This window comes from Streptomyces sp. HUAS TT11 (genome assembly GCF_051553595.1).
In the GTDB taxonomy this organism is placed as follows: Bacteria; Actinomycetota; Actinomycetes; order Streptomycetales; family Streptomycetaceae; genus Streptomyces.
This window is the reverse complement of the sequence record NZ_CP196184.1, coordinates 4,157,766-4,183,015: the sequence shown is the minus strand read 5'-3', so window position 1 is coordinate 4,183,015 and position 25,250 is coordinate 4,157,766. Positions and strand designations below refer to the sequence as shown.

The 25,250-nt window shown below is 71.2% G+C and carries 24 protein-coding genes; 11 read left to right on the top strand and 13 right to left on the bottom strand.

Features of this window, described 5'->3' with window-relative positions:
• The first annotated feature begins 83 nt into the window (after window positions 1–83).
• The 5 genes from ACSHXN_RS18705 to hemB all read left to right on the top strand — a co-directional run bounded on the left by ACSHXN_RS18705 (window position 84) and on the right by hemB (window position 6,407).
• Window positions 84–842 carry a redox-sensing transcriptional repressor Rex gene (locus ACSHXN_RS18705; RefSeq protein ID WP_331265841.1) on the top strand — a complete coding sequence of 253 codons (759 nt, stop codon included), beginning with the start codon at window positions 84–86 and terminating at the stop codon, window positions 840–842.
• The gene (locus ACSHXN_RS18700) at window positions 839–2,611 is read left to right on the top strand and encodes a glutamyl-tRNA reductase (RefSeq protein WP_356296206.1); all 1,773 of its coding nucleotides are present in this window, start codon (window positions 839–841) and stop codon (window positions 2,609–2,611) included. Before ACSHXN_RS18705 ends, ACSHXN_RS18700 begins: the two co-directional genes overlap by 4 nt.
• Entirely contained in the window at window positions 2,608–3,573 is a 966-nt protein-coding gene (gene hemC, locus ACSHXN_RS18695; protein ID WP_438303389.1) for a hydroxymethylbilane synthase, read from the top strand. The genes ACSHXN_RS18700 and hemC overlap by 4 nt, the downstream gene beginning before the upstream one ends.
• On the top strand, window positions 3,570–5,276 hold the full coding sequence (locus ACSHXN_RS18690; RefSeq protein ID WP_438303388.1) for a uroporphyrinogen-III synthase: 1,707 nt from the start codon (window positions 3,570–3,572) through the stop codon (window positions 5,274–5,276). The genes hemC and ACSHXN_RS18690 overlap by 4 nt, the downstream gene beginning before the upstream one ends.
• A 138-nt stretch (window positions 5,277–5,414) precedes the next feature.
• On the top strand, window positions 5,415–6,407 hold the full coding sequence (gene hemB, locus ACSHXN_RS18685) for a porphobilinogen synthase (protein WP_355140645.1): 993 nt from the start codon (window positions 5,415–5,417) through the stop codon (window positions 6,405–6,407).
• A 135-nt stretch (window positions 6,408–6,542) separates the two neighbouring features.
• Here the strand turns inward: hemB and ACSHXN_RS18680 are convergent, their stop codons facing one another.
• A complete protein-coding gene (locus tag ACSHXN_RS18680; protein ID WP_355140644.1) occupies window positions 6,543–7,475 on the bottom strand; it encodes an aminoglycoside phosphotransferase family protein in 933 nt (310 codons plus the stop codon).
• A gap of 163 nt (window positions 7,476–7,638) precedes the next feature.
• Between ACSHXN_RS18680 and ACSHXN_RS18675 the strand changes: the two genes are divergently transcribed.
• Window positions 7,639–8,844 carry a PLP-dependent aminotransferase family protein gene (locus ACSHXN_RS18675; RefSeq protein WP_355140643.1) on the top strand — a complete coding sequence of 402 codons (1,206 nt, stop codon included), beginning with the start codon at window positions 7,639–7,641 and terminating at the stop codon, window positions 8,842–8,844.
• 10 nt (window positions 8,845–8,854) lie between these two features.
• Here ACSHXN_RS18675 and ACSHXN_RS18670 read toward each other — a convergent pair whose 3' ends face one another.
• Genes ACSHXN_RS18670 through ACSHXN_RS18660 form a run of 3 tightly spaced genes read right to left on the bottom strand, consistent with a single transcriptional unit; the run spans window position 8,855 to window position 10,730 of the window.
• Window positions 8,855–9,673: a DUF4253 domain-containing protein gene (locus ACSHXN_RS18670; RefSeq protein ID WP_355804504.1), complete on the bottom strand. Its 819-nt coding sequence runs from the start codon at window positions 9,671–9,673 to the stop codon at window positions 8,855–8,857.
• Between the two features lie 35 nt (window positions 9,674–9,708).
• Window positions 9,709–9,906 (bottom strand): DUF397 domain-containing protein, encoded by a 198-nt coding sequence (locus tag ACSHXN_RS18665; RefSeq protein ID WP_356114685.1) that lies wholly within the window; start codon window positions 9,904–9,906, stop codon window positions 9,709–9,711.
• Complete coding sequence (locus tag ACSHXN_RS18660; protein WP_356114684.1) at window positions 9,903–10,730, bottom strand: helix-turn-helix domain-containing protein; 828 nt, start codon at window positions 10,728–10,730, stop codon at window positions 9,903–9,905. Before ACSHXN_RS18660 ends, ACSHXN_RS18665 begins: the two co-directional genes overlap by 4 nt.
• A gap of 113 nt (window positions 10,731–10,843) precedes the next feature.
• Here ACSHXN_RS18660 and ACSHXN_RS18655 point away from each other — a divergent pair, with 113 nt between their 5' ends.
• Window positions 10,844–11,266, top strand: coding sequence for an ATP-binding protein (locus tag ACSHXN_RS18655; RefSeq protein WP_355140639.1), 423 nt, complete (start codon window positions 10,844–10,846; stop codon window positions 11,264–11,266).
• On the opposite strand, the gene ACSHXN_RS18650 is transcribed toward ACSHXN_RS18655, so the two are convergent.
• The gene (locus ACSHXN_RS18650; RefSeq protein ID WP_438303387.1) at window positions 11,256–12,020 is read right to left on the bottom strand and encodes a DUF4232 domain-containing protein; all 765 of its coding nucleotides are present in this window, start codon (window positions 12,018–12,020) and stop codon (window positions 11,256–11,258) included. The two genes, ACSHXN_RS18655 and ACSHXN_RS18650, sit on opposite strands and share 11 nt — an antisense overlap.
• A gap of 225 nt (window positions 12,021–12,245) precedes the next feature.
• On the opposite strand from ACSHXN_RS18650, the gene ACSHXN_RS18645 reads away from it, so the two are divergent.
• Entirely contained in the window at window positions 12,246–13,622 is a 1,377-nt protein-coding gene (locus tag ACSHXN_RS18645; protein WP_356114683.1) for a transcriptional regulator, read from the top strand.
• 67 nt (window positions 13,623–13,689) lie between these two features.
• Here ACSHXN_RS18645 and argS read toward each other — a convergent pair whose 3' ends face one another.
• Window positions 13,690–15,456: an arginine--tRNA ligase gene (gene argS / locus ACSHXN_RS18640; RefSeq protein ID WP_438303386.1), complete on the bottom strand. Its 1,767-nt coding sequence runs from the start codon at window positions 15,454–15,456 to the stop codon at window positions 13,690–13,692.
• Window positions 15,457–15,679: 223 nt separating this feature from the next.
• On the opposite strand from argS, the gene lysS reads away from it, so the two are divergent.
• The gene (gene lysS, locus ACSHXN_RS18635; protein ID WP_355140635.1) at window positions 15,680–17,422 is read left to right on the top strand and encodes a lysine--tRNA ligase; all 1,743 of its coding nucleotides are present in this window, start codon (window positions 15,680–15,682) and stop codon (window positions 17,420–17,422) included.
• Window positions 17,423–17,493: 71 nt separating this feature from the next.
• Here the strand turns inward: lysS and ACSHXN_RS18630 are convergent, their stop codons facing one another.
• From ACSHXN_RS18630 to ACSHXN_RS18620, 3 genes are all read right to left on the bottom strand, one after another.
• The gene (locus ACSHXN_RS18630; protein ID WP_438306479.1) at window positions 17,494–18,846 is read right to left on the bottom strand and encodes a DUF2637 domain-containing protein; all 1,353 of its coding nucleotides are present in this window, start codon (window positions 18,844–18,846) and stop codon (window positions 17,494–17,496) included.
• A 193-nt stretch (window positions 18,847–19,039) separates the two neighbouring features.
• Entirely contained in the window at window positions 19,040–19,921 is an 882-nt protein-coding gene (locus ACSHXN_RS18625; RefSeq protein WP_356114681.1) for a DUF3558 family protein, read from the bottom strand.
• A gap of 124 nt (window positions 19,922–20,045) precedes the next feature.
• Window positions 20,046–20,888 (bottom strand): DUF3558 domain-containing protein, encoded by an 843-nt coding sequence (locus ACSHXN_RS18620; RefSeq protein ID WP_438303385.1) that lies wholly within the window; start codon window positions 20,886–20,888, stop codon window positions 20,046–20,048.
• 191 nt (window positions 20,889–21,079) lie between these two features.
• Here ACSHXN_RS18620 and ACSHXN_RS18615 point away from each other — a divergent pair, with 191 nt between their 5' ends.
• Entirely contained in the window at window positions 21,080–22,273 is a 1,194-nt protein-coding gene (locus ACSHXN_RS18615; RefSeq protein ID WP_356114680.1) for an RtcB family protein, read from the top strand.
• 39 nt (window positions 22,274–22,312) lie between these two features.
• On the opposite strand, the gene ACSHXN_RS18610 is transcribed toward ACSHXN_RS18615, so the two are convergent.
• The 3 genes from ACSHXN_RS18610 to ACSHXN_RS18600 form a co-directional block, all read right to left on the bottom strand.
• On the bottom strand, window positions 22,313–22,498 hold the full coding sequence (locus tag ACSHXN_RS18610; protein WP_355140662.1) for a hypothetical protein: 186 nt from the start codon (window positions 22,496–22,498) through the stop codon (window positions 22,313–22,315).
• Window positions 22,495–23,271, bottom strand: coding sequence for an SDR family NAD(P)-dependent oxidoreductase (locus tag ACSHXN_RS18605; protein WP_355140631.1), 777 nt, complete (start codon window positions 23,269–23,271; stop codon window positions 22,495–22,497). Before ACSHXN_RS18605 ends, ACSHXN_RS18610 begins: the two co-directional genes overlap by 4 nt.
• A gap of 138 nt (window positions 23,272–23,409) precedes the next feature.
• Window positions 23,410–23,748 carry a YnfA family protein gene (locus tag ACSHXN_RS18600; protein WP_355140630.1) on the bottom strand — a complete coding sequence of 113 codons (339 nt, stop codon included), beginning with the start codon at window positions 23,746–23,748 and terminating at the stop codon, window positions 23,410–23,412.
• A 148-nt stretch (window positions 23,749–23,896) separates the two neighbouring features.
• Between ACSHXN_RS18600 and ACSHXN_RS18595 the strand changes: the two genes are divergently transcribed.
• A complete protein-coding gene (locus tag ACSHXN_RS18595) occupies window positions 23,897–24,355 on the top strand; it encodes a hypothetical protein (protein WP_355140629.1) in 459 nt (152 codons plus the stop codon).
• Between the two features lie 81 nt (window positions 24,356–24,436).
• On the opposite strand, the gene ACSHXN_RS18590 is transcribed toward ACSHXN_RS18595, so the two are convergent.
• Complete coding sequence (locus ACSHXN_RS18590) at window positions 24,437–25,243, bottom strand: helix-turn-helix transcriptional regulator (RefSeq protein WP_356114679.1); 807 nt, start codon at window positions 25,241–25,243, stop codon at window positions 24,437–24,439.
• Window positions 25,244–25,250: the final 7 nt, after the last annotated feature.

Below are 25,250 nucleotides of genomic sequence, written 5' to 3'. Positions count from 1 at the left end.
TTCACAAAGACATAGCCTGCATTCGACGGGGCGGTCCGGGGACGCATGACCGCCTGCAGCCCCGCGCTACCCGCAGGAGCACCGTGGCAACTGGCCGAACTCACCGACCGGCGACCCGCAGCCGAGGGATTCCCGAGGCCACCGTCGCCAGGCTTCCGCTGTACCTCCGAGCCCTGACCGCACTGTCGGAGCGCTCGGTACCCACGGTCTCCTCCGAGGAGCTGGCCGCCGCCGCGGGCGTCAACTCCGCGAAGCTGCGCAAGGACTTCTCCTACCTCGGCTCCTACGGGACCCGGGGCGTGGGCTACGACGTCGAGTATCTCGTGTACCAGATCTCCCGTGAGCTGGGCCTGACCCAGGACTGGCCGGTTGTGATCGTCGGTATCGGTAACCTCGGCGCGGCGCTGGCCAACTACGGCGGGTTCGCCTCGCGCGGTTTCCGGGTCGCGGCGCTCATCGACGCCGACCCGGCGATGGCCGGAAAGCCCGTCGCCGGCATTCCCGTGCAGCACACGGACGACCTGGAAAAGATCATCGAGGACAACGGCGTGTCCATCGGTGTCATCGCCACCCCCGCGGGCGCCGCCCAGCAGGTCTGCGACCGGCTCGTGGCGGCGGGTGTGACCTCCATCCTGAACTTCGCGCCGACTGTGCTGTCCGTCCCGGACGGTGTCGACGTGCGCAAGGTGGACCTCTCCATCGAGCTGCAGATCCTCGCCTTCCACGAGCAGCGCAAGGCGGGCGAGGAGGCCCTGCCCGACGGCCTGCCGACCGCCGCGGCGGCCACCGACTCCGCCGACCAGGGACCCGACGGGGACGTCCCCGCCGTGATGCCGGCATGAGTCTCCTCGTCGTAGGGCTGAGCCACCGGAGCGCTCCCGTCAGCGTCCTGGAGCGGGCCGCGCTGAGCGCGGACGCCCAGTCCAAGCTGCTCCAGGACACGGTCGCCGCCGAGCCGGCCGCCGAGGCCGCGGTACTCGCCACCTGCAACCGCATCGAGCTGTACGCCGACGTGGACAAGTTCCACGCCGGTGTCGCCGAGCTGTCCACCCTGCTCGCCCAGCACAGCGGGGTCGGCCTCGACGAGCTCACCCCGCACCTCTACGTGCACTACGAGGACCGGGCCGTCCACCATCTGTTCTCGGTGGCCTGCGGTCTGGACTCGATGGTCGTCGGCGAGGGCCAGATCCTCGGCCAGATCAAGGACTCCCTGGCCGTCTCGCAGGAGCAGCACACGGCCGGACGGCTGCTGAACGACCTGTTCCAGCAGTCGCTGCGGGTCGGGAAGCGCGCCCACTCCGAGACGGGCATCGACCGGGCGGGCCAGTCGCTGGTGACCTTCGGCCTCGAGCAGTTGGCTGACGGTAGGCCGGTGGAGACCTGGGCGTCGGGCAAGCGCGCCCTCGTGATCGGCGCCGGCTCGATGTCCTCCCTGGCCGCCGCGACCCTCGCCCGCGCCGGGGTGAGCGAGGTCGTCATCGCCAACCGGACGCTCGAGCGTGCCCGGCGACTCGCGCAGATCCTGACGGAGGACGACGGCACGGACGTGCCGGCACGTGCGGTACCGATGGACACGGTGCCGGACGAGCTGACACGTGCCGACGTCGTGGTCTCCTGCACGGGCGCGACCGGGCTGGTCCTCACGGCCCAGGCGGTCGCAAAGGCGCTGGAGGGGCGCGTGGACGGCTCTTCCGCCCCCCTCGCACCCGTGATCCCGGCTCCCCTCGCGGGCGCCGGGTCGGTCGGTGCCGCCGAGGCACCGGCGGATTCGGCCGGGGCGGGCGACGAACTTCCTCCCACGAGCCTCGGCGCCGAGGACGGCTGCCCGCTCGACCTGTCGGCCGTGCAGGGCACCGCCGGGTTCTCCGTGCTGGGCGAGGCGGCCGTCGCCGGGATGGGCGCCGCCGAGCTCGAGCAGCACGCGGCCTGGGTCGACAAGGGCGACAAGGAGCGCAGCGGCCGTCCGGCCGGCGGAGTCGACCCCGAGGCCGAGGCCGAACTCATCACCGCACTCGCCGCCACCGCGGCGACGGCCGGCCGGATCCCCGAGCGCCGGCGTCCCGAGCCCGTCCTGCCGGCCCCCCGGCCGGCACCCGTGCTGTCGATCCTCGACCTCGCGATGCCGCGGGACGTCGACGCGGCCGTGCACCGCCTGCCCGGGATGCGCCTGGTCGACATCGAGTCGCTCGCCGAGGCCTCCGCCGACGCGCCCATGGCCGCCGACGTCGATCAGGTGCGGCGGATCGTCTCCGACGAGGTCACCGCGTTCGACGCCGCCCAGCGCGCGGCGCACATCACGCCGACCGTCGTCGCGCTCCGCACGATGGCCGCCGACGTGGTGGCGAACGAGATCGCGCGCCTGGAAGGGCGGCTCCCGGAGCTCGACGACAAGCACCGGGCCGAGATCACCCAGACCGTGCGGCGCGTGGTGGACAAGCTCCTGCACGCGCCGACCGTACGGGTCAAGCAGCTGGCCGCCGAGCCCGGCGGCGCCGGGTACGCGGACGCGCTGCGCACCCTCTTCGACCTCGACCCCGAGACGGTCGCCTCCGTCTCCCGGGCCGCGGACACCGAGAACACCGAGAACGCCAAGAACCGAGGGCGAGCATGAGTGAGCCACGCGAGCCATTGAGGCTCGGGACCAGGCGCAGCAAGCTGGCCATGGCCCAGTCCGGGCAGGTAGCGGACGCCGTGAGCCGCATGACCGGACGGCCCGTGGAGCTCGTGGAGATCACGACGTACGGCGACACCTCCCGCGAGCACCTCGCCCAGATCGGCGGCACGGGTGTGTTCGTGACGGCGCTGCGCGACGCGCTGCACAGGGGCGAGGTGGACTTCGCGGTGCACTCGCTCAAGGACCTGCCGACCGCGCACCCCGAGGAGCTGGTGCTGGCGGCCGTCCCCGTGCGGGAGGACCCGCGCGACGTGATGGTCGCGCGTGACGCCCTGAAGTTCACCGACCTGCCCCGCGGTGCGCGCATCGGCACCGGTTCGCCGCGCCGCATGGCGCAGCTGAACGCCTACGCGCGCAGCCACGGCCTCGACATCGAGACCGTGCCGATCCGCGGCAATGTCGACACCCGGATCGGATACGTCCGTGACGGCGAGCTGGACGCCGTGGTCCTCGCCGCCGCCGGACTGACCCGCATCGGCCGGATAGACGAGGCGACCGACTTCCTGTCGGTCGACACGGTTCTGCCCGCCCCCGGCCAGGGGGCACTGGCGATCGAATGTGCCGCCGACAACGCGGCCCTGATCGCCACGCTCGCCCGGCTCGACGACCCCTTCACCCGGGTCGCCGTGACCGCCGAGCGGTCCCTGCTCGCCGCCCTGGAGGCCGGCTGCAGCGCCCCGGTGGGCGCACTGGCCGACCTGCTGGCCGACGGGCAGATTGTCAAGGAAATGCGCCTGCGCGGCGTCGTCGGGACCCCCGACGGCCGGTCGCTGGTGCAGCTGTCCACCACCGGTCCCGTGCCCGAGACGCACGACCAGGCGATGACGCTCGGTCGCGAACTCGCTGCCGAGATGCTTGCCCAGGGCGCGGCCGGTCTGATGGGGGAGCGAGCACATTGAGCCCCACCACCCTTCCCGCCGGCCCTGAACCCGGATACGTCACCTTCCTCGGTGCCGGACCCGGAGATCCGGGACTTCTCACACTGCGCGCCGTCGAGGCGCTGGCGAACGCGGACGTCATCGTCGGCGAGCAGGACGTGCTCGCCGTTGTGCGCGCGCATGCCAGATCGGGCGTCGCCGTCGTCACCACGGGCCCGGACCCCGCCAGGGGTACGCATCCGGGCACGAGCACGCCTCAACTAGCGGTCGTTGACGCTGAGTCGACAGCCGCTGGTGTCCCTGCGTCGAGGGATGCCGCACATCTTGTCATGGAGGCCGCGAGGGGCGGCAGGCGGGTCGTCCGTGCGGTGACGGGGGACCCCGGCCTGGACGTCTACGCGACCGGCGAGATGCTGGCGTGCGCCGCGGGCGGCGTTCCGTTCGAGGTCGTGCCGGGTATCGCCACCGCCGTGGGTGTGCCTGCGTACGCGGGTGTGCCGCTGCGGGACGCACAGGGCACGGACGTACGGTTCGTGGACGCCAGGACCGCCTCGGACCGCTGCTGGACCGAGGTCGGTGCCTCCGACGGCACTGTCGTGGTCTCCACGACCCTGGACTCGGTGGCGGCCGCCGCCGGCGAGCTGGTGGCCGCGGGCCGCAAGCCGGACACGCCGCTGACCGTGACCGTCGCCGGTACGACCACCCGGCAGCGCACCTGGACCGCGACGCTCGGCTCCATCGCGCAGACGCTGAAGCAGGCGAAGGTGCTGCCGTCTCCCGAGGGCGGCCGTCCGGTGATAGCCGTGGTCGGTGAGCGTTCCGCCGCCGCCCAGCGCGACCAGTTGTCGTGGTTCGAGTCCAAGCCGCTGTTCGGCTGGAAGGTCCTCGTCCCGCGTACGAAGGAGCAGGCGGTGACGCTCTCCGACCAACTGCGGTCGTACGGCGCTGTGCCGCACGAGGTGCCGACGATCGCGGTCGAGCCCCCGCGCACGCCCCAGCAGATGGAGCGGGCGGTCAAGGGCCTGGTGACGGGCCGGTACGAGTGGATCGCGTTCACGTCGGTCAACGCGGTGAAGGCCGTCCGGGAGAAGTTCGAGGAGTACGGGCTCGACGCGCGCGCCTTCGCGGGCATCAAGGTGGCCGCGGTCGGCGAGCAGACGGCGAACGCGCTGGTGGCCTTCGGCGTGAAGCCGGACCTGGTGCCGAGCGGGGAGCAGTCCGCCGCCGGCCTGCTGGAGGACTGGCCGCCCTACGACCCGGTGTTCGACCCGATCGACCGGGTGTTCCTGCCGCGTGCCGACATCGCCACGGAGACGCTGGTGGCCGGTCTGATCGAGCTCGGCTGGGAGGTGGACGACGTCACCGCGTACCGCACGGTCCGCGCCTCGCCCCCGCCGGCCGAGACCCGGGAGGCGATCAAGGGCGGTGGCTTCGACGCGGTCCTGTTCACGTCGTCCTCCACGGTCCGGAACCTGGTCGGTATCGCGGGCAAGCCCCACAATGTGACGGTCATCGCCTGTATCGGTCCCGCCACGGCGAAGACGGCGGAGGAGCACGGGCTGCGGGTGGACGTCATGGCTCCGGAGCCGTCCGTCCACAAGCTGGCCCAGGCGCTGGCGGACTTCGGCCTGAAGCGGCGTGCGGCCGCCCTGGAGGCCGGGGACCCGGTGACGCGTCCCAGCGAGCGGCGCCCGGGGGCGCGGCGGCGCAGGTCGACCACCTGATCCGGCCGGTCGGTTCTTGCGCCTCAGGGGTGCTCCGGTTCGCGGAGCACCCCTGAGGTGTGTCGGCGTCGGGCGGGGGCCCATAGCCCGACATAGCGTCGGCAAAGGCTCGCCCCGGCCGGGCGTAGCGTAGACGGCATGACGAAGTACGGATCCTTCCCCGGTACGCGTCCCCGCCGTATGCGCACCACCCCCGTCATGCGCCGCATGGTCGCCGAGACCCGGCTGCACCCGGCCGACTTCATCCTCCCGGCGTTCGTGCGGGAGGGCATCACCGAGCCCGTGCCGGTCTCGACGATGCCCGGCGTCGTGCAGCACACGCGGGACAGCCTCAAGAAGGCGGCCGTGGAGGCGGCGGAGGCGGGGATCTCCGGGATCATGCTCTTCGGTGTGCCTGAGGACTCGAAGAAGGACGCCGTGGGCACGCCGGGGACCGACCCGGAAGGGATCCTCCAGGTCGCCATCGCCGATGTGCGTGCCGAGGTCGGGGACGACCTCCTCGTCATGTCCGACCTGTGCCTGGACGAGGTCACCGACCACGGCCACTGCGGTGTGCTCGACGCCCAGGGGCGGGTCGACAACGACGCCACCCTCGAGCGGTACGCCGAGATGGCACAGGTGCAGGCCGACGCCGGTGCGCATGTCGTCGGACCCAGCGGCATGATGGACGGCCAGATCGGGGTCGTCCGGGACGCGCTGGACCAGATCGGGCGCGAGGACGTCGCGATCCTCGCCTACACCGTCAAGTACTCCTCCGCCTTCTACGGCCCGTTCCGCGAGGCCGTCGCCTCGTCCCTGAGGGGCGACCGCAAGACCTACCAGCAGGACCCCGCGAACTGGCGGGAGTCCCTGCGGGAACTCGCCCTCGACCTGGAGGAGGGCGCCGACATGGTGATGGTCAAGCCGGCCGGCCCCTACCTCGACATCCTGGCGAAGGTGGCGGACGCGGTCGACGTGCCCGTCGCCGCCTATCAGATCTCCGGTGAGTACGCGATGATCGAGGCCGCCGCGGAGAAGGGCTGGGTCGATCGCGACCGCGCGATCCTCGAGACCCTGACCGGCATCAAGCGGGCCGGGGCGCGTTCCATCCTCACGTACTGGGCCACCGAGGTCGCACGGCAACTGCGCTAGCCCCACCCGCCCTCGGCTCGGTCGCGGGGGCCGTCGGGGGCGCGCGTGGGGGAGAGCACCGGGGAGGCACGCGGTGTGGCGTCCTTCGCGGGCGGGGCGAGGAGTCCGCACCCGGACCGGATCACCCGGCGCCGGTCATCCCTTCGTGCCGAACCACAGCTCGGCGAGCGCGTCGATGCGCGGTTCGGAAGGGGACGGAAGCTCCTGCAGACAGAAGGGGAGGTCGCTGTACACGTGCAGCAGCGTGTACGCGAGCAGTTGGTACGGGTCGTGCGGTGAGCGCCCGTAGGCCTCGTAGAAGCGACGGAACTGGCGCGGGTCGCCGCGCGTGACGAACAGGCCCGCGTTCACGAAGTCGTACGCGGGGTCGCCGATCATCGCGGGCTCGAAGTCGAAGAGTCCGGTCAGCCGGCGGCCGTCGCGCATGTCGATGGTCAGGTGCTCCGGCATGAACTCGGTGTGGAGCAGGACCAGGTCGGTCGACGCGGGCAGCGGAACCGAGTCCAGGAACTCGGGGATCAGGCTCAGCCAGGGTTCTCTCACGCCGTTGACCGTGTGGTGCTCCGTGGCCCGGGCGCGCTGCCGGTCCAGGAACGCACCCCAGTCCGTAGGGCCCAGGACGTCCGTCAGCGGCGCATGGTTCATCGCGTGCAGGGCGGCGAGCGTCTCGGCCGACTCCGTGACGATCCGGTCCCGTTCGGCCGCTGTGAGACGGGGCCAGGCCTCGGCGAGGCTCAGGCCGGGCAGCCGGGACATCAGTACGAACCGCCAGCCGTTGGCGTACTCGTCCGTGGCGTGCAACCGCGGGGTGGGCAGCGGAAGGTGACCCCAGAGGTGGGCCAGCACCCGCGCTTCCCTGATCGCTTCCGCCGTCTCGAACCGTGGATACAGCTTCAGTACCAGATCGCCGCCGACCGCGTACACGGGGAGCGAACCGTCGTCGAAGCGCCGCAACGGCAGCCCGACGAGCCCGAGACGGTCGCAGACGTCGAGTGCGGCCGGGCGCAGCACCGACTCGTCCGAGACCATCGCTTCCAACTCGTCGATCGTGTCCACGCTGGGCAGCATGGGCCGCATGCTAGAGCCCAAGAACGGTCGTCCGCATGACGATACGAGGTTGTTGCATGGGGCAGCCATGCCCCCGGGCGCGCGAAGCGAGACGGGTTCGAGCGGTGTGCCGACGGGGGTTCCTCGCCGTGCGGGCGCCGGTGTCACACAAGGAGCCGCCGCCGTGACCTTCATCAACAGTGCGATCACCAGTTCGCCGCCGCCCGCGTTCGCCGCCCGGGTCGCCTCCGTCGGCGGCTCTCCCGTACGGGACATCCTCGCCGTCACCGCTCGTCCCGACGTCGTCAACTTCGCGGGTGGACTGCCCGCTCCCGGTCTCTTCGACTCGGAGGGCGTGGCCGCCGCCTTCCACGCCGTGCTCACCGGGGCCGCGCGGCAGGCGCTGCAGTACTCCACGACGGAGGGCGAGCCCGGGCTCAGGGCCGCGCTCGCGGACCGCACCTCCGTGCGCGGCCTGGCCACGGCCGCCGACGACCTGCTCGTCACGACCGGCTCGCAGCAGGCGCTGTCCCTGCTCGCGACGGCCCTGCTGGACCCCGGTGACACGGTCCTCGTCGAAAGCCCCTGCTATCTCGCGGCCCTTCAGGTGTTCGGTTTCGCCGGTGCCCGGATCGTCCCCGTGCCCGGCGACGCGGACGGGATCGATCCGGGCGCTCTGGAGGAACTGGTGGTGGGGGAGCGCCCCAAGCTGCTCTACACGGTCCCCACCTTCCAGAACCCCACCGGCCGCACCCTGCCGGCCGACCGCCGTGCCGCGGTCGCGCGGGTCGCCGCCCGGCACGGGTTGTGGATCGTCGAGGACGACCCGTACGGCGAACTCCGTTTCGAGGGCGAGCGCGTGCCCTGGATCTCCTCCTACGAGGACGCGGGCGACCGCAGTGTGCTGCTCGGTTCCTTCTCCAAGGTCATGGCGCCGGGTCTGCGGCTCGGCTGGCTGCGGGCACCGGCGGCCCTGCGGCGGGCGTGCGCGGTCGCGAAACAGGCCGCCGACCTGCACACGCCGACCGTCAACCAGTTGGCCGCGGCCCGCTACCTGGGCGACCGTGATCTGGACGGGCATGTGGTCCGGGTGGCCGCCGCCTACCGCGAGCGACGGGACGCCATGCTCGCCGGACTTCCGGATGCGCTGCCGGAGGGATCGGTCTGGAACCGTCCCGAGGGCGGCATGTTCCTGTGGGCCCGTCTTCCCGAGGCGTACGACACGACGGCCCTGCTGCCTCGCGTGGTCGAACGGGACGTGGCGTACGTCCCCGGTGCGCCCTTCTACGCGGGCGCACCGGATCGGTCGACGATGCGGCTGTGCTTCGTCACGCACACCCCGGAGGAGATCGCCGAGGGACTGCGGCGCCTGGGGAGGGCACTGCGCTAGGGCGAGCGGGTCAGTCCCACCAGAAGGACCAGATCCGCCGGCCCAGGACGTCGTGTTCGGCGTACTCCCGCAGTGTGTTGCGGTGCCCCTGGGTGATGTTGTCCGGGCAGAAGGCGAAGTGTTCGGCGGCCACCTCCTCCGCCTCGGCGGCGGTGGTCGGCGCCGCTGCGACCGACAGCACGAGCTGGTCGAAGGTGAGCGCGACGACCCGTATGCCGAAGCGGTCCTCCCAGGAGCGGAGCACGGCACACAGACGGGCCGTGTCGTTCTCGTGGTTCAGGGGCCCGCCCCAGCCGATGGCCGCGGGTATGTCGGCGGAACGACGGGCCGGGACCAGGGCGAGGCGCGGCTCCTTGAACCAGGAGCCCTCCTCCAGCAGGGAGTCGGCGACCTCGGCGGCGCGCGCGTCGGGGTCGGCCGTCAGCCGGGGGGCGGCGGCGAGTCCCGGCCACTGCGGGCCGAAGGGAGCGAGCATCTCGACGAGTTCGTCGTCGGCGTCCTCGTCGCCCCAGAACTCGGCCAGCACCTCCTCGGCGTCGTGATCGCCGGGGTACGACATCTCGCCCGGCATCAACTCCCATTCCTCGGGCCCGCCCTGGGTGCCGCCGACGTCGACGAGCACCGGGAGGAGGCCCGCCCGCGCCCCGGGCGAACCCAGCCGCGCCCAGTTGCCGGAGGACGCGGTGCGCCCGGCATGCCACAGCAGCGGCTCGTGCCACGGCCCGTCGTCGGTCGCGTCGATCAGACTCCCGGGCGGGAGTTCAAGCCCGAGCGCGCGCCCGCTCGGATCGGCCGCCAACCGGGGCAGCGGATTGGGAAGTGTCGCCATGCCGGTGACTGTAGGGGCAGCCACTGACAACGGCTCTAGCGGGTCGCGTAGTCCGTGAACGCGGCCCAGGCCTCCGGAGAGGCGGTGAAGACGGGCCCGGTGGGGTTCTTGGAGTCGCGGACGTGGACCGTGCGGGCGGGACCGAACTCATCGCCTGCGAACGCGACTTCGAGGCACTGGCCGCCTTCGCTGCTGCTGTAGGTCGACTTGAACCACTTAAGTGCGGTGTTCATTGTTCTCCTAGCAGACGGCCCAGCAAGCTTCTTGAGTCCTCGATGGTGAGGGCCTGCGTCCGCAGCATCGCATACTTGCGCGCCAGGATGGACACCTCGTTCGGATCGGAGACCCATTGGCTGCCGCGTTGAGATTCGGCGTAGGCGAGGTGCTGGTGATCCGCTGTCTCGAGCAGGGTGAACGAGCCTGCATCGCCGGCGTGCGACGTACGGTCCAGCGGCAGGACCTGGAGCGACAGACCGGGTAGGCGGGATTGCTCGCCCAGGTGCCGCAGCTGCTCGTGATGCGTCTCGCGCCCGCCCGTGGGCGTGCGCAGCGCGGGCTCCCAGACGACAAAGCTGAGCGTCGGCGGCACCTTGCGATGCAGGAGCTCCTGGCGGCCGATGCGTGCGGCGAGTTTTGTCTCCAACTCATCGTCCTCGTAAGGCGGGACACGACCGGCCAGCAGCGCCCGGGCGTAAGCCTCGGTCTGGAGCAGGCCGGGGACGACCAGAGCGTCGTACCAGGACAATGAGATGGCCTCACGCTCGTGCTGCACATAGAGCTCCGCCCACATCGGGAACTGGTCAATCTCCGGAAGGTTCGCCACCCCGGCCGACAACATGCCTTTGGTCCCCAGGAGTTCGTCCAGCGACGCGGCCAGGTCGGGCTTCAGCGGACGTCGGCCCTGCTCGATCGACGCGATGGTCTCCTCGTCGAGCATCAGCCGTTCCCCGAGGGCCCGTTGGGTCAGGCCCGCCGCCCGCCGTGCCGTGCCGAGCTGCACACCCAGCATCTTCATCGCCGAGAAGTTCTTCTTCCGCGGAAGCTTCCTGGAGTTCATGCTGGACCAACTCCCCACGCCTGCCCGTACGCGACCCCGAACGAACCCGTACAAAAAATCCGTACGGGCTCACCCTGTGATCAAAGGTAGTCACCCTCCGCAACACTCGTCCCGTGAACGAGACGATCCAACTCCCGCCCCTGCGCGAGCGGTTCTTCCGGCGCGAACGCCGATCCGTTCCCGCCGCCCGGCGGTTCGCCCAGGAGACACTGACCGGCTGGAGCCTCGCCGAGGCCGGGCGCAGCGACGACATCCTGCTGTGTGTGAGCGAACTGGCGACCAACGCGCTGCTGCACGGGGTACCGCCCGGCCGTCACTTCCGTCTCTTCCTGCGGTACGACGGTGCCTTGCTGCGGGTGGAGGTGCACGACAGCGGGCCAGGCGTCCCCCGTGTCCTCGACGAGGCCGGCGAGGGCGGCCGCGGGCTGCTGCTGGTCGCCGCGCTCGCCGACAAGTGGGGTGTCGGCGAGCGGGAACTCGGCAAGGTGGTGTGGTGCGAGTTCGCCTCCCCACCACCCGGGGACCTCACCAGGTGAGGGCGTCGGCCGCGGTCGTCTGCCAGTACGTGGCGGTCAGCCGGCTGTCGTAGTGGACGCCCTTGGCGGGCAGCTTCACCTCGGCCGTGGGTCCGGCGTCGCTGCGCGGGGTGCGCCCCTGGAAGAGGACGGTCAGCTTGTGCCCCGTGGTGCCGTTCTCCCCGCTGCCGTCGGCGGCGGAGAGACGGACACCCGCGTAGCCGGACTCACCGGGGGCGAGTGTGGTGACGGCCTGCGGTCGGCTCTCCTCGAACGCCCCGGGCGCCCACTGCATCTCGTCGAACCGCAGGAAGGGGTAGTACGTCAGGGCGCACGGCCGCGAGCCGGTGTTCGTGGCGGTGATCAGCATGTGGTCGACAGGACGGGACACCTCCTGGGCGGTGACACGGGTGTTGGCGCCGTTGCACAGGACAGGGGACGTGCTCGTCGTCCCGCTGCCCTTGCCGGAGCCGGAGCCGCCGCCCGCGGAACCCGCGCCGGCCTCCTTGCCCGTGCCGGTCCCCGTGCCCGTGTGGGACGCCGCGTCCGACCCCTGCGCGGTCGACGACCCGGAGCCCGAACCGGCCTGCGAGTACCCGGTGTTCTGTGCGGCGGGGCTGTGCGCGGCGGAGGACACGGTCGGCGTCGACGGCGCCTTGCCCTCGTCCTGCGTGCCCATGCCGCTCTGGCACGCCGTCAGGGCCAGAACGGCGAGCGCGGCCGTGGTGGTGGCGAGCAGTGCGGTGCGGGGGCGGGCGGTGCGGAAGGTGCGCATGGCTGGATACCTCGTTCGCGGTTCCGGGATGACGCACGCCGCCGGGCCGGTCGGCGGGAGCGGCGTGCTTGGATGGCCTGAAGCCTGCGGGGCGATGTGTCCCAGCCGCTACGACCGGCTGACCATCAGGGACACTGGAACGCCCGCAGTAGCTCTGAGCTGGGGGAACGAGGTGTCTCTGGGATGCAGGGACGGGACGTGGGAAGCGGAGGAACGGTGTCGGGGGTGGATGCGGCAGACGCGTTCGGGCAGTCGCTGCGGGAGTTGAAGGAGCGTTCCGGACTGAGTTACGGGCTGCTGGCCAAGCGGCTCCACATGAGCACGTCGACGCTGCACCGCTACTGCAACGGGGATGTCGTGCCGACCGACTACGCGCCCGTGGAGCGGCTGGCCCGGTTGTGCAAGGCGTCACCCGAAGAACTGGTCGAGTTGCACCGCCGATGGGTGCTGGCCGACGCCGTGCGGGAGAGGAAGGGCAGGACGGCCGCCGTACAGGCCGCGCGCCCCGCCGAGCCGGGCGCGGACGCCGGGCCGGGGCAGGAGCGGGCGGGCGAGGACTCGGCGGGAAACAACGCGGAACCGGGGGCCGGGGGTGCCGGAGCAGCCGGGTCCGGCGCCGCCATGGAGCCGGCGCCGCAGGACGATCAAGGGGTCGTCCACGAGGAGCCGGTCACGGGCGCGCGTTCCGGCACCCGTCGGCGCATCCGCTCCGCGGTGCTCGTCCCGGTCGGTGCCCTCGCGGTCCTGGGCGCCGCCACGCTCGCGTGGAACCCCTTCTCCGGCACCGCGGGGAGCGGCGTCCCGAGTCCGCCGGGCGCGTCGTCGACCGTGGGCGGGCGCGGCACGGCGGTCGGCCTCGGCACCGCGGGCCCGACGGCTCCCGCGCCGTCGCGGTCCGGCGACCGAGCGAACGCGGCGGCCGACGCGGGCCGGAGCCCCGAACCGGCTGCCGGCTCGCCGGACTCGAGCCCCCCGGCGACCGGCCGGGCAGACGCGGCCCCGGCCGTCCCGCTGACGGTCAACACCCGCCCGTACGCCTGGGAAGACCAGTGCAGCCAGCACTATCTGATCGACCGTTCGGCGCAGCAGGTGCCGCCACCGCCCACCGAACAGGACGCCCCGGGCTGGGTGTCCGCCCTCGGCGCGGTGTCGTCCGGGGAGCAGTACGTCTCCCTCACGGTCCAGGGCACCGGCAGCCGGACCGTGGTGCTGGAGGACCTGAGGGTCCGGGTGGTCTCGTCGGACGCGCCCCTGGCCTGGAACGACTACTCCATGGCCGTCGGTTGCGGCGGCGGTGTGGGAACGCAGGCGTTCGGCGTGGACCTGGACGCGGGCCGTCCGTCCGCGGTGCCCGCGCAGGGCCGGCGCGACTTCCCGTTCAAGGTGAGCGAGTCCGATCCCGAGGTCTTCCACGTCCTGGCCCGCAGCGCCGCGCACGATGTGCGCTGGTATCTGGAACTGGAGTGGTCCAGCGGTGCACGGCACGGCACCGTCCGGATCGACGACCACGGCAAGCCGTTCCGGACGAGCGGGGACACGGGACGGCCGGGCTACGACTTCCCGCTCGGCGGCGCTGGGTGGATCACCCGGCAGGGCGGCTGACGCAGGAGAGCCCCGCATCCCGGGCACCGGCCCGGGGTGCGGGGCTCTTCCTGACGGCGGCGCGGTGTCAGAGCCGCTCGGGCGTCCTGATGCCCAGCAGCGCCATGCCCTCGTGCAGGGTGCGGGCCGTGACGTCGGACAGGAACAGGCGGTTCTCCGCGATGTCCTTCGGCGGCGCTGGCTTGATGACGGGGCACTTGTCGTAGAAGGACGTGAAGAGCGAGGCCAACTGGTACAGATACGCCGCCAGCTTGTGCGGCGCGTACTCGCGGGCGGCCTCCGCCACCGTCTCCGCGAACTGGTCCACGTGCAGGCCCAGTTCGCGCTCGGCGTCGGCCAGTTCCAGCTCGGGGTGCGCGGCCGGGCGCACCTCGCCGGCCTTCCGCAGGATCGACTGGATACGGGCGTAGGCGTACTGGAGGTAGACGGACGTGTCGCCGTTCAGCGACACCATCTGGTCGAGGTCGAACTTGTAGTCCCGGCTCGCCGACGTCGACAGGTCCGCGTACTTCACCGCGCCGATGCCCACCTGGGACCCGCGCTCGGCGATCTCCTCCTCGGACAGGTCCTGCGCCTTCTCCCGCACGACGGCGGAGGCGCGCTCGATCGCCTCGTCGAGAAGGTCGACCAGGCGGACCGTCTCGCCCTCACGGGTCTTGAACGGCTTGCCGTCCTTGCCGAGGACCGTGCCGAAGGCGAGCTGGTACGCCTTCACGTCGTCGTTCAGCCAGCCGGCCCGCCGCGCGGTCTCGAAGACCATCTTGAAGTGCAGCGACTGGCGGGCGTCCACGACGTAGATGATCGAGTTCGCCTTGAGGTTGAAGACGCGGTCGCGGATCGCGGAGAGGTCCGTGGCCGCGTAGCCGTAGCCGCCGTCCGACTTCCGCACGATCAGTGGCACCGGCTTGCCGTCCGGGCCCTTGACGTCGTCGAAGAAGACGCACAGGGCGCCCTCGGAGCGGACCGCCACACCGGACTCCTCCAGCAGGCGGCACGTCTCCTCGAGCATGTCGTTGTAGCCGGACTCGCCGACGATGTCGGGGTCGCGGATCTCCATGTCCAGCTTGTCGAAGACCGAGAAGAAGTAGATCTTCGACTCGTCGACGAACTTCTGCCACATGGCGAGCGTGCGCGCGTCGCCGGCCTGGAGATCGACCACCCGGCGCCGGGCCCGCGTCTTGAACTCCTCGTCCGAGTCGAAGAGCCTGCGGGCCGCCTTGTAGAGCCGGTCGAGGTTCGACATCGCCTCTTCGCCGGTGACCTCGGCGGCCCTGTGGTCCAGCTCGTGCGGGTGCTCGTCCAGGTACTGGATGAGCATGCCGAACTGGGTGCCCCAGTCGCCGATGTGGTGGCGCCTGACGACCGTCTCGCCGGTGAACTCCAGGAGCTTGACCACGGAGTCGCCGATCACCGCGGAACGCAGGTGGCCGACGTGCATCTCCTTGGCCACGTTCGGCTGGGCGTAGTCGATGACCGTGGTGCCCGCGTTCTCGGCGGGAGGCACGCCGAGGCGGCCGTCGGGGTCGGCGGCCCGGGCGGCGAGGTTCTCGGTGATCGCCTTGTCGGTGACCGTGATGTTGAGGAAGCCGGGCCCGGAGACCTCGACGTCCTTGATCAGGTCACCCGTGACGACCTTGTCCACGACCTGGGTCGCCAGCTCGCGCGGGTTCGCCTTCGCCTTCTTCGCCAGTGCCAGGATCCCGTTGGCCTGGTAGTCCGCCCGATCGCTTCGTCGCAGCAGCGGGTCCGCGTCGGCGGCCTCGGGCAGGGCGGCCGAGAGGGCGTTCGCGAGGCGCTGCTGGACGGAGTCGGTGAGGGACGTGACCGAGGCCATAGGAGTGGGTGCCGTTCTCCTCGTGCGTATAGATGGACACGGCCAGTATCCCATGCGGGGCAAAGCGATTTTTCCGTTCGCGGGCCGCACGCCCGCCTGCGTCCGGGCGTCACCGAGGGTGTGGCGGGGCCGTGAAAAGCCGTTTTCGTCGTGGCGGCCCCGCCTGGGACAATGGAGCGGTCAGCCGTGCGACCGTACCGGCTGCCCATGGAGAAAGAAGGACGTGCCGATCGTGGCTCAGAGCACCGAGACCACCGACTGGGTCTCCCGTTTCGCGGATGAGGTCATCGAGGAGTCGGAGCGTCGGGCCCCGGGCAAACCGGTCGTCGTCGCGTCCGGACTCTCCCCGTCGGGCCCCATCCACCTGGGGAACCTGCGGGAGGTCATGACGCCCCATCTCGTCGCCGACGAGATCCGGCGGCGCGGGTACACGGTGCGCCACGTCCTGTCGTGGGACGACTACGACCGCTACCGCAAGGTGCCCTTCGGGGTGCCGGGCGTCGACGAGTCCTGGGCCGAGCACATCGGCAAGCCGCTGACGTCCGTGCCCGCCCCCAAGGGCTCGGCCCATCCGAACTGGGCCGAGCACTTCAAGGCCGCGATGATCGAGTCGCTGGCCGAACTGGGCGTGGAGCACGAAGGCATCAGCCAGACGGCGCAGTACACCTCCGGCGCCTATCGCGAGCAGGTCCTCTTCGCGATGAAGCACCGCGGCGAGATCGACGCCGTCCTCGCGCAGTACCGCACCAAGCCCAAGGCCGCCGCCAAGCAGCAGCAGAAGCCCGTCGACGAGGCCGAGCTCGAGGCCGCCGAGGGCTCCGGTGCGGCCGGCGAGGACGACGGCAGCTCCGGTTCCGCCGGGTACTTCCCGTACAAGCCCTACTGCGGCCGGTGCGGCAAGGACTTCACCACCGTGACGGCGTACGACGACGACACCACCGAGCTGACGTACTCGTGCTCGGACTGCGGGTTCACCGAGACGGTGCGGCTGAGCGAGTTCAACCGCGGCAAGCTGGTCTGGAAGGTCGACTGGCCCATGCGGTGGGCCTACGAGGGCGTCGTGTTCGAGCCCTCGGGCGTCGACCACTCCTCCCCGGGGTCCAGCTTCCAGGTCGGCGGGCAGATCGTCGGGATCTTCGGCGGCGAGCGGCCCATCGGCCCCATGTACGCCTTCGTGGGCATCAGCGGCATGGCCAAGATGTCCAGCAGCAAGGGCGGGGTGCCGACGCCGGCCGACGCGCTGCGGATCATGGAGCCCCAGCTGCTGCGCTGGCTCTACGCCCGGCGCAGGCCCAACCAGTCCTTCAAGATCGCCTTCGACCAGGAGATCCAGCGGCTCTACGACGAGTGGGACAAGCTGGCGCTCAAGGTCGCCGACGACTCCGCGCTGCCGGGCGACGTGGCCGGATACACCCGGGCCACCGGCACGGCAGCAGGCCCGCTGCCCGCCACCCCGCGCCCGCTGCCCTACCGCACGCTGGCGTCCGTCGCCGACATCACCGCCGGTCAGCAGGACCAGGTACTGCGCATCCTGTCCGACCTCGACCCGGCCAACCCGCTCACCTCGGTCGACGAGGTCCGGCCGCGGTACGACAGGGCCGAGGCCTGGATCAACACCCAGGTGCCGGCCGACCAGCGCACCATCGTCCGCGCCGAGCCCGACGTCGAACTGCTGAAGTCCCTCGACGAGCAGGGGCAGCAGTCGCTGCGGCTGCTGCTCGAGGGCCTCGCGGAGCACTGGTCCCTGGACGGGCTCACCCACCTCGTGTACGGCGTGCCCAAGGTGCAGGCAGGGTTCTCCGCCGACGCGACGCCCAAGGAGCTGCCGCCGGAGATCAAGACCGCGCAGCGATCGTTCTTCGCGCTGCTGTACCACCTGCTCGTGAGCCGTGACACCGGCCCGCGGCTGCCCACCCTGCTGCTCGCGGTGGGACAGGACCGGGTGCGCACGCTGCTCGGGGAGTAGGACCTGCCGTACGACGACGGGGGCGCTCGGTGATGGCACCGGGCGCCCCCGTCGTCGTACGCGCCGGGGCGTCAGGCGATGTGGTCCTCTTCGAGTTCCGCGGTATGGCGGTTCGTGAAGCGGCTGACCAGGCGCTTGGCCTCGTCCGAGGTGAGGCTCTTGCGGAACTCCGCCTCGACGTTGTCGATGAACTCGCGCGGTGTCGGATAGCTGCCGTTGATCGACTGCTTGAAGACCTGGTAGTACGACTCCTCGTCGGGCTCCGGCGTGCCGCCGCCCTCGCCGAGCTCGCGCACGCGGTTGCCGGTGACGGGGATGGGGAAGCTCCCGGTGTCCTCCGGAGAGGGTTCCCGGGGCTGCTCCGGGACGGGGTTCTGGTACTGGTCCGGAAACGGGCTCGGGTACTGCTCGGGGATCTGGTTCCGGTACTGCTCCGGGATCTCCTGGGCGGGGTTCTGGTACTGCTCCGCCGGCTGCTGCCCCTCGTAGAACTGCCAGTGCTCTTCCTCGCCGGCGTAGGGAGGTTCCGGCTCGTAGCCCGGGTCGTATCCGCCGTGGTAGTCCGGCGGCTGCTGCTGGGCGTTGAACCAGGGGCTCTGCTCGGGGTCCTCCGCCCGGACGGACTGTTCGGGGTGCTGCCGGCCCTCGAGCTCGGGGCGCGGCTCGCCGGGAGGCGCCGCCTGCTGGGGGACGGGCCCGGTCTCCACGGCTCGACTCGCGGGAGCCGCGGCCGGCTCCGGCGACGGGGGTATGAGGGCCGGTTCTATCCCGGCCGCCGCCAGGCCCGCGGGGGCGGTGTTCATCAGCGGGACGCCGTACTTCGCCAGCCGCAGAGGCATGAGCGACTCCACCGGCGCCTTGCGGCGCCAGGCGCGGCCGAAGCGGGAGCGCAGGCGGGCCTGGTAGACGAGACGTTCCTGTTCCAGCTTGATGACCTGGTCGTAGGAGCGGAGCTCCCACAGCTTCATCCGGCGCCAGAGCAGGAACGTGGGTATGGGGGAGAGCAGCCAGCGGGTCAGGCGGACGCCCTCCATGTGCTTGTCCGCCGTGATGTCCGCGATCCGGCCGATCGCGTGGCGGGCCGCCTCGACGGCGACCACGAACAGCACGGGGATCACCGCGTGCATACCCACACCCAGCGGGTCCGGCCAGGCCGCCGCGCCGTTGAACGCGATCGTCGCCGCCGTCAGCAGCCACGCCGTCTGGCGCAGGAGCGGGAAGGGGATGCGGATCCAGGTCAGCAGCAGGTCCAGGGCCAGCAGGACGCAGATGCCCGCGTCGATACCGATCGGGAAGACGTAGGCGAAGTTCCCGAAGCCCTTCTTGATGGCCAGCTCGCGTACGGCCGCGTAGGAGCCCGCGAAGCCGATCCCGGCGATGATGACGGCCCCTGACACGACCACACCGATGAGAATCCGGTGCATCCGTGTCAGCTGCAGTGGCGCGGCCACCTCTACTCCCCTCCCCATGCGTGTTGTTGCGCGCAACAGGGTGGCATACGCGTGCGGCGCATGGGTGGCCGGTCCGTCGAGAGCCCGGTCCCGACGGGACCGGATTTCGGTAACTTCCCTGGTGGCACCATGTGTTCGACGGCCCGGCCGATTTTCCGGGATCCGCTCAGTTCTTCTTGGACGCGGACGCGGAGGGGGACGCGCCCTTCGACGCGCTCCCGGAAGGGCTTTCGGACGCCGGCTTCGAAGGCGAGGCTCCGCCGTCGTGGTTCGCCGCCGTCACCGCGGACACGGCCTCCTTGGCGGCCTTCTCCGCGGCCTTGGTCAGGTCGTCGGCGCTCGGTGTCGTGTCGCCGGCCAGGCCCGCGCCGTTGTAGTCGACGGTGATGACGACGTTCTCCACGCGTGCCACGACCGTCTGCTGCTTGAAGGTGCCTTCCTTCTTCTTCAGGTCGTAGCGTATTGCGGTCCCCTGGTCGCCCACCCCGGTGAGCTGCTCGGGCTTGGTGTTCTTCGAGCCGTCGACGGACTGGGCGTCCTGCACCTGCCGGCCGTAGTAGTCCTTGGCGAGCTTGTCGCCCGCGCCGCGCGTGGCGTTCGACTCGAAGCGCAGCATGGAGACGTTGAGCCAGCGGAACTGGGAGCCCTTGACGCCGTTGTTCTGAAGGCTGCTCCAGGAGCAGCTGGCACGCGTCGCGGTGTCGTCCGTAGTGCCCTCCTTGCCGGACTTCGTCCCCTTCGGCACCAAATCGCCCAATGTCGCGCCGGACAGGACGGCACAGGCTTCGGGCAGCGTCGAGTACGCGGCCGGCTGTACGGCATTGGCCGAGGCGCTCTGTGACGGCTTCGCGGCCGGGGTCTGCTGCTGCGCGGCGTCTTCGCCCGCGGCGGAGCCGGAGTCCGAGGAGGAGCAGCCGGCGACGACGAGCACCGCCGGAACGGCGGCCGCGCAGACGAGGAGTCGGCCGAGGCGGGCGTTCCGGCGGCCCGGCTGACGCTCCCCCTGATCGTGCTGATCTCGATGGTCTCGCTGTGCAGGTCGGTGCATGGTTCCTTCACTCATGACGCTCGTGGATCGTGCGGTCGGATCGGGTCCGAGGGGCCACGGTACGCGGTGGGGACGCATGCGGTTCGGGATCGGTTCCTTTGCCCGGGCTGCTCCGGAGCCCTCGTCAGCCGAGCGAACCGGCCAGCTGACGAGCCAGTTTCCGGGCCCTGTCCTGCATGTCCTTGCTGTCCGGCGCCTGAGCGGTGCCGCTCGGCTGCTCGTCGTACTCGATGGTCACGATCACGTTGGACGTGCGGAACACCACAGTCACGGTGCGCTGCTCGGCGGTGCTCAGCCGGTCGTCGAGGAACGCCTCGTCCCCGAGGTCGTCGAGTGTGCGGGGCCGCAGGTCGGCCGCGGTCCCGGTGGCCGACGGGCTCCCGGAGGCGGGGGCGGACGCGGACGCCGGGGGCGAGGCCGTGGCCGTCCCGGAGGGCGTGACGCCGGCGCTCGGCGGGGCACTCGTGGTCGGCGCCGGTCCGTCGTTCGCGGAACCGCCGGCCGCCCCCGAGATCGGCTCCGGGAGGTTCGCGGCCTCTTCCTTCATGAAGTAGACGTCGTGGGCGCGATTGTCGTCGGAGACCGCGTTGTCGTACGACACCACGCGCTCGAGGTCGACGTACAGACGGTCCGTGGCGCCGGTCGACTCGGCCTTCCAGCGGCAGCCGGAGCGGCGGTCGTTGTTGTACGTGGGGACGGCCTCGCCCTGGTACGACTTGTCCCGCTGCTCCTGGTCCGCCGTCTGCTTGATGCCCGGCAGGAGCGAGTCGAGGATGTCGTGGTCCACCGTGCCGCAGGCGTCGGAGAGGGTGCGGTACTTGCCGGGCTGCGCGGCCGTCGCGCTCGCGGTGACGCCGCCCGCCTTGGAGTCCTCCGCCGCATCGCCGTTGCCGGAACTGCCGGTGCAGGCGGCCAGCAGGGCCGCGAGCAGCACGACGGCGCCCGGTGCGTACGCCTTCCGCTGCACGGTGAGGCTCCTCTCGACGGTCCTGCGGTGTGTGTCCGCTGGTTAATCGGTTGCCGCGTGGGGCGGACCCCTGGAGACAATGTGTATCGCACGCACTGCCGTGAACGCCGGTCCGTTGTCCTATACGTCGACCTTGGTGACGGTTTTTGCGTTAAAAGACTTGTGGTGCCTTTCGGGGGGTTGAGTAAGCGATGTCGTATGTAGAGGTACCGGGCGCGAAGGTCCCGATCCGTATGTGGACGGACCCGGCGTCGGTCGAGGGCGCCGCGATGCAGCAGTTGCAGAACGTCGCGACTCTGCCGTGGATCAAGGGACTGGCGGTCATGCCGGACGTCCACTACGGCAAGGGGGCGACGGTCGGCTCCGTCATCGCCATGCGGGACGCGGTGTGTCCGGCTGCGGTCGGGGTGGACATCGGCTGCGGCATGTCGGCGGTGCGCACGTCGCTGACGGTGAACGACCTTCCGGGTGACCTGTCCCGTCTGCGGTCGAAGATCGAGCAGGCGATCCCGGTCGGCCGGGGGATGCACGACGAGCCCGTCGACCCCGGCAGCTTCCACGGGGTGCCCACCTCCGGATGGGACCACTTCTGGGGGCGGTTCGACGCAGTGGCCGAGGCGGTGAGGTTCCGCGCGGAGCGCGCCACCAAGCAGATGGGCACGCTCGGCGGCGGCAACCACTTCGTCGAGGTGTGCACGGACACGACCGGTGCCGTGTGGCTGATGCTGCACTCCGGTTCCCGCAACATCGGCAAGGAACTGGCCGAGCACCACATCGGCGTGGCCCAGAGGCTCCCGCACAACCAGGGCCTCGTCGACCGCGATCTCGCCGTGTTCGTCGCGGACACCCCGCAGATGGCGGCGTACCGCAACGACCTGTACTGGGCGCAGGAGTACGCGAAGTACAACCGCACGCTGATGATGGCGCTGCTGAAGGACGTGATCCGCAAGGAGTTCAAGAAGGCGAAGCCGACGTTCGAGCCGGAGATCTCCTGTCACCACAACTACGTGGCGGAGGAGCGGTACGAGGGCATGGACCTGCTGGTGACCCGCAAGGGTGCGATCCGCGCGGGCTCCGGAGAGTTCGGGATCATCCCGGGCTCGATGGGCACCGGCTCGTACATCGTGAAGGGCTTCGGCAACGAGAAGTCCTTCAACTCGGCGTCGCACGGCGCGGGTCGGCGCATGAGCCGCAGCGCGGCCAAGCGCCGCTTCACCACGAAGGACCTTCAGGACCAGACCCAGGGCGTGGAGTGCCGCAAGGACTCCGGCGTCGTGGACGAGATCCCCGGTGCCTACAAGCCCATCGAGCAGGTCATCGAGCAGCAGAGCGACCTCGTGGAGGTCGTGGCCAAGCTCAAGCAGGTCGTCTGCGTGAAGGGCTGACGTCGCGAAGGCCCCCGGTCGCCGGGGGCCTTCGGTGGTTCACTTCGCGTGCCGCACCGCGTAGATCATCACGAAGGCCACGAGATGGATGCCGAAGAGGAAGTACGCGAGGTAGTACCAGACGAAGCGCTCGCGCTTCTTCTCCAGGGAGAGGCGTTCCCGCTCCCCGGCGTGATCCGGCTCGTCGGCCGGGGCCGGCGTCGATTCCTCTGTCATCGCTGTCATCGCTCCCGGTGCACCTTCGTGTTCGATGCCTGAGCCCGCGGGCGTACCACCAGCAGGTCGATGTTGACGTGGCTGGGGCGGGTGACCGCCCAGGTGATCGTGTCCGCCACGTCGTCGGCCGTCAGGGGCTCGGCGACCCCCTCGTAGACCTTCGCCGCCTTCTCGGCGTCCCCGTCGAAGCGGGTCAGCGCGAACTCCTCCGTCCGCACCATGCCGGGGGCGACCTCGATCACCCGCACCGGCGTGCCCACGATCTCCAGGCGCAGGGTCTCGGCCAGGACGTGCTCGGCGTGCTTGGCGGCGACATAGCCCGCGCCGCCCTCGTACGTGCCGTGACCGGCAGTGGAGGAGACGACCACCACCGTGCCGTCCCCGCTCGCCGTCAGGGCGGGGAGCAGGGCCTGGGTGACGTTCAGCGTGCCGAGGACGTTCGTCTCGTACATCCGGCGCCACTGCTCGGGGTCACCGGTCGCGACCGGGTCGGCGCCGAGCGCGCCGCCGGCGTTGTTCACCAGGACGCCGATCGTCCTGAACGCCGACGCGAACTCGTCGACCGCGGCGCGGTCCGTCACGTCCAGCGCGTACGCCGTCACCGAGTGGCCGGCCGCCGTGAGCTCCTCCGCCAGCGCCTCGATCCGGTCCTTGCGGCGGGCGGTGAGGACAACGCGGTAGCCCGCCCCGGCGAGCTGCCGGGCCGTTGCGGCGCCGATGCCGCTGCTCGCCCCGGTGACCACGGCGATGCGGGAGGCGGCGGGGGGTACGGCGGCGGTCATGGGGCGGCTCCTCGGGCGGCGGGCTCGGTCCTGCGGTCCGTGTACGGGCGTACGGGCGACCTCTGCCCAGGATAGGTGGCCGGGGCACAGGCCCGGCGGGGCGCCCTGGAGGCGGCCGCCCCGGTGCCCGACCGGCGGTCAGTGGTGGCCCCGTGGGGCCCACATGATCACGGCCATTCCGGCGAGGCAGATCAGCGCGCCCGTCACGTCCCAGCGGTCCGGTCGGTAGCCGTCGGCGACCATTCCCCAGGCCAGCGAGCCGGCCACGAAGACACCTCCGTACGCGGCGAGGATGCGGCCGAAGTGCGCGTCCGGCTGGAGCGTGGCGACGAAGCCGTAGACACCGAGGGCCATCACGCCCGAGCCGATCCACATCCAGCCGCGATGTTCACGCACGCCCTGCCACACCAGCCACGCGCCGCCGATCTCGAAGAGCGCGGCGACGACGAAGAGAGCGGCGGATCGCAGAATCAGCATGCCGTCACCCTCGCACGACGCCCCGGGTACGCCGTACGGGAGCCGCGGGCGGCACCGCGCGGCGCCGGTCACCTGCCCGGCGGTGTCTGCCGTGCCGTCCAGGTGGGATACATGCCGTGATGTCCGGGCCGATGCGGAGGAAGTGGCGATGAGGAAGTGGATGTCGGGCGCACTGGGTGCGGCCGTGGTGGTGGGCGCGGCCATGCCCGCGACGGCTCTGGGCTCCGAGGTGGACGTCGCCTACCACGGGTACGTGGCCATGGGGCGCGGTGAGGTGAACGTCCGGCTCACCCCGACGAACCTCGGTCCGGGCATCGAGGAGGCCACGGTCCGGCTGCACTGGTCCAAGCCGCTGGCGAAGGTGCAGCAGCTGCCGGCGGGCTGTGCCCGCCACGACGTGAGCACGGTGGTGTGCAGCACGGGCGAGCTCACCGCGCACGGCAAGGGGCGGGAGATCCATCTGCGCCTGCGCCTCGCCGACACGGCGACCGACGAGGTGCGCCTGGAGATCGACTCGGTGTGGGGCGACGACGAGATGGTCCGCGATCCGGGCAAGCGCCGCCAGCAGGTCCTGGTCCTCGCCACCGGGGACCGGTACACCTTCTGACGGCCGTGGAAGAGGCCTCGTTCCTCTCCCGCACGGGCTCACCCGCGCCGCGTCGGCGATCAGGACCCGGCCCTGTGCCTCTCACGGGGTGCGATGGTGGACGTACGCCGTCGGCGGCACCCCCACTGTCGCCGTGAAGTCCCGGACCAGGTGGGCCTGGTCCGCGTAGCCCAGATCCGCGGCCAGGCCCGCCCAGTCCACCGCGTGCTCGGTCTCCGCGCGCTCCAGGGCCTCGTGGATGCGGTAGCGCAGGACGACCCACTTCGGGCCCACGCCCACGTAGGCCGCGAACAGGCGCTGCAGAAGCCGCACGGACAGGCCCTCCGACCGTGCGAAGTCGGCGACGCGCCGGATCGTGCGGTCCGTGCGGATGCGGTCGACGAGGGTCATGGCGAGATCGGCCTGCGGGTCGGGGTGCGGGCAGAGGCCCAGCAGGAAGGCGTCCAGGGCGGCCATGCGGCCGTGGTCCTCGTCCGGGGCGAGGACGGCCGCGGGATCCGGGTCGGGGAACACCTCGGGCAGCGGGACGCGGCGGCCGGTCCAGTGCGCCACCGGGTGGTCGGGCGCGAAGGGGCGGAAGCCGCCCGGGCGGAACTGGATCCCGCACACCCGGCCCCTGCCCCGGAGCTTCTGTGTGAACAGCGCCAGGCCGATGCCCGCCACCTCGCCCCAGGGCGCCTCGTCGCCGTGCTGCTGGAAGACGACGTTCACGGAGGGGTGCGGGACGACGTGGGAGGCGTACGGCTCCGGGAGGTCCCAGTCGATCAGCCAGTAGTGCTCGAGATACGGGCGCAGGGGTGCGGCCGGCTCGTGGCGGCGGAAGGTGACCCGGGAGAAGAGTTCCGCGGCGTCGACGATGCCTCGTGTGTCACGGCGTGGGGCGGCCATACAGGGA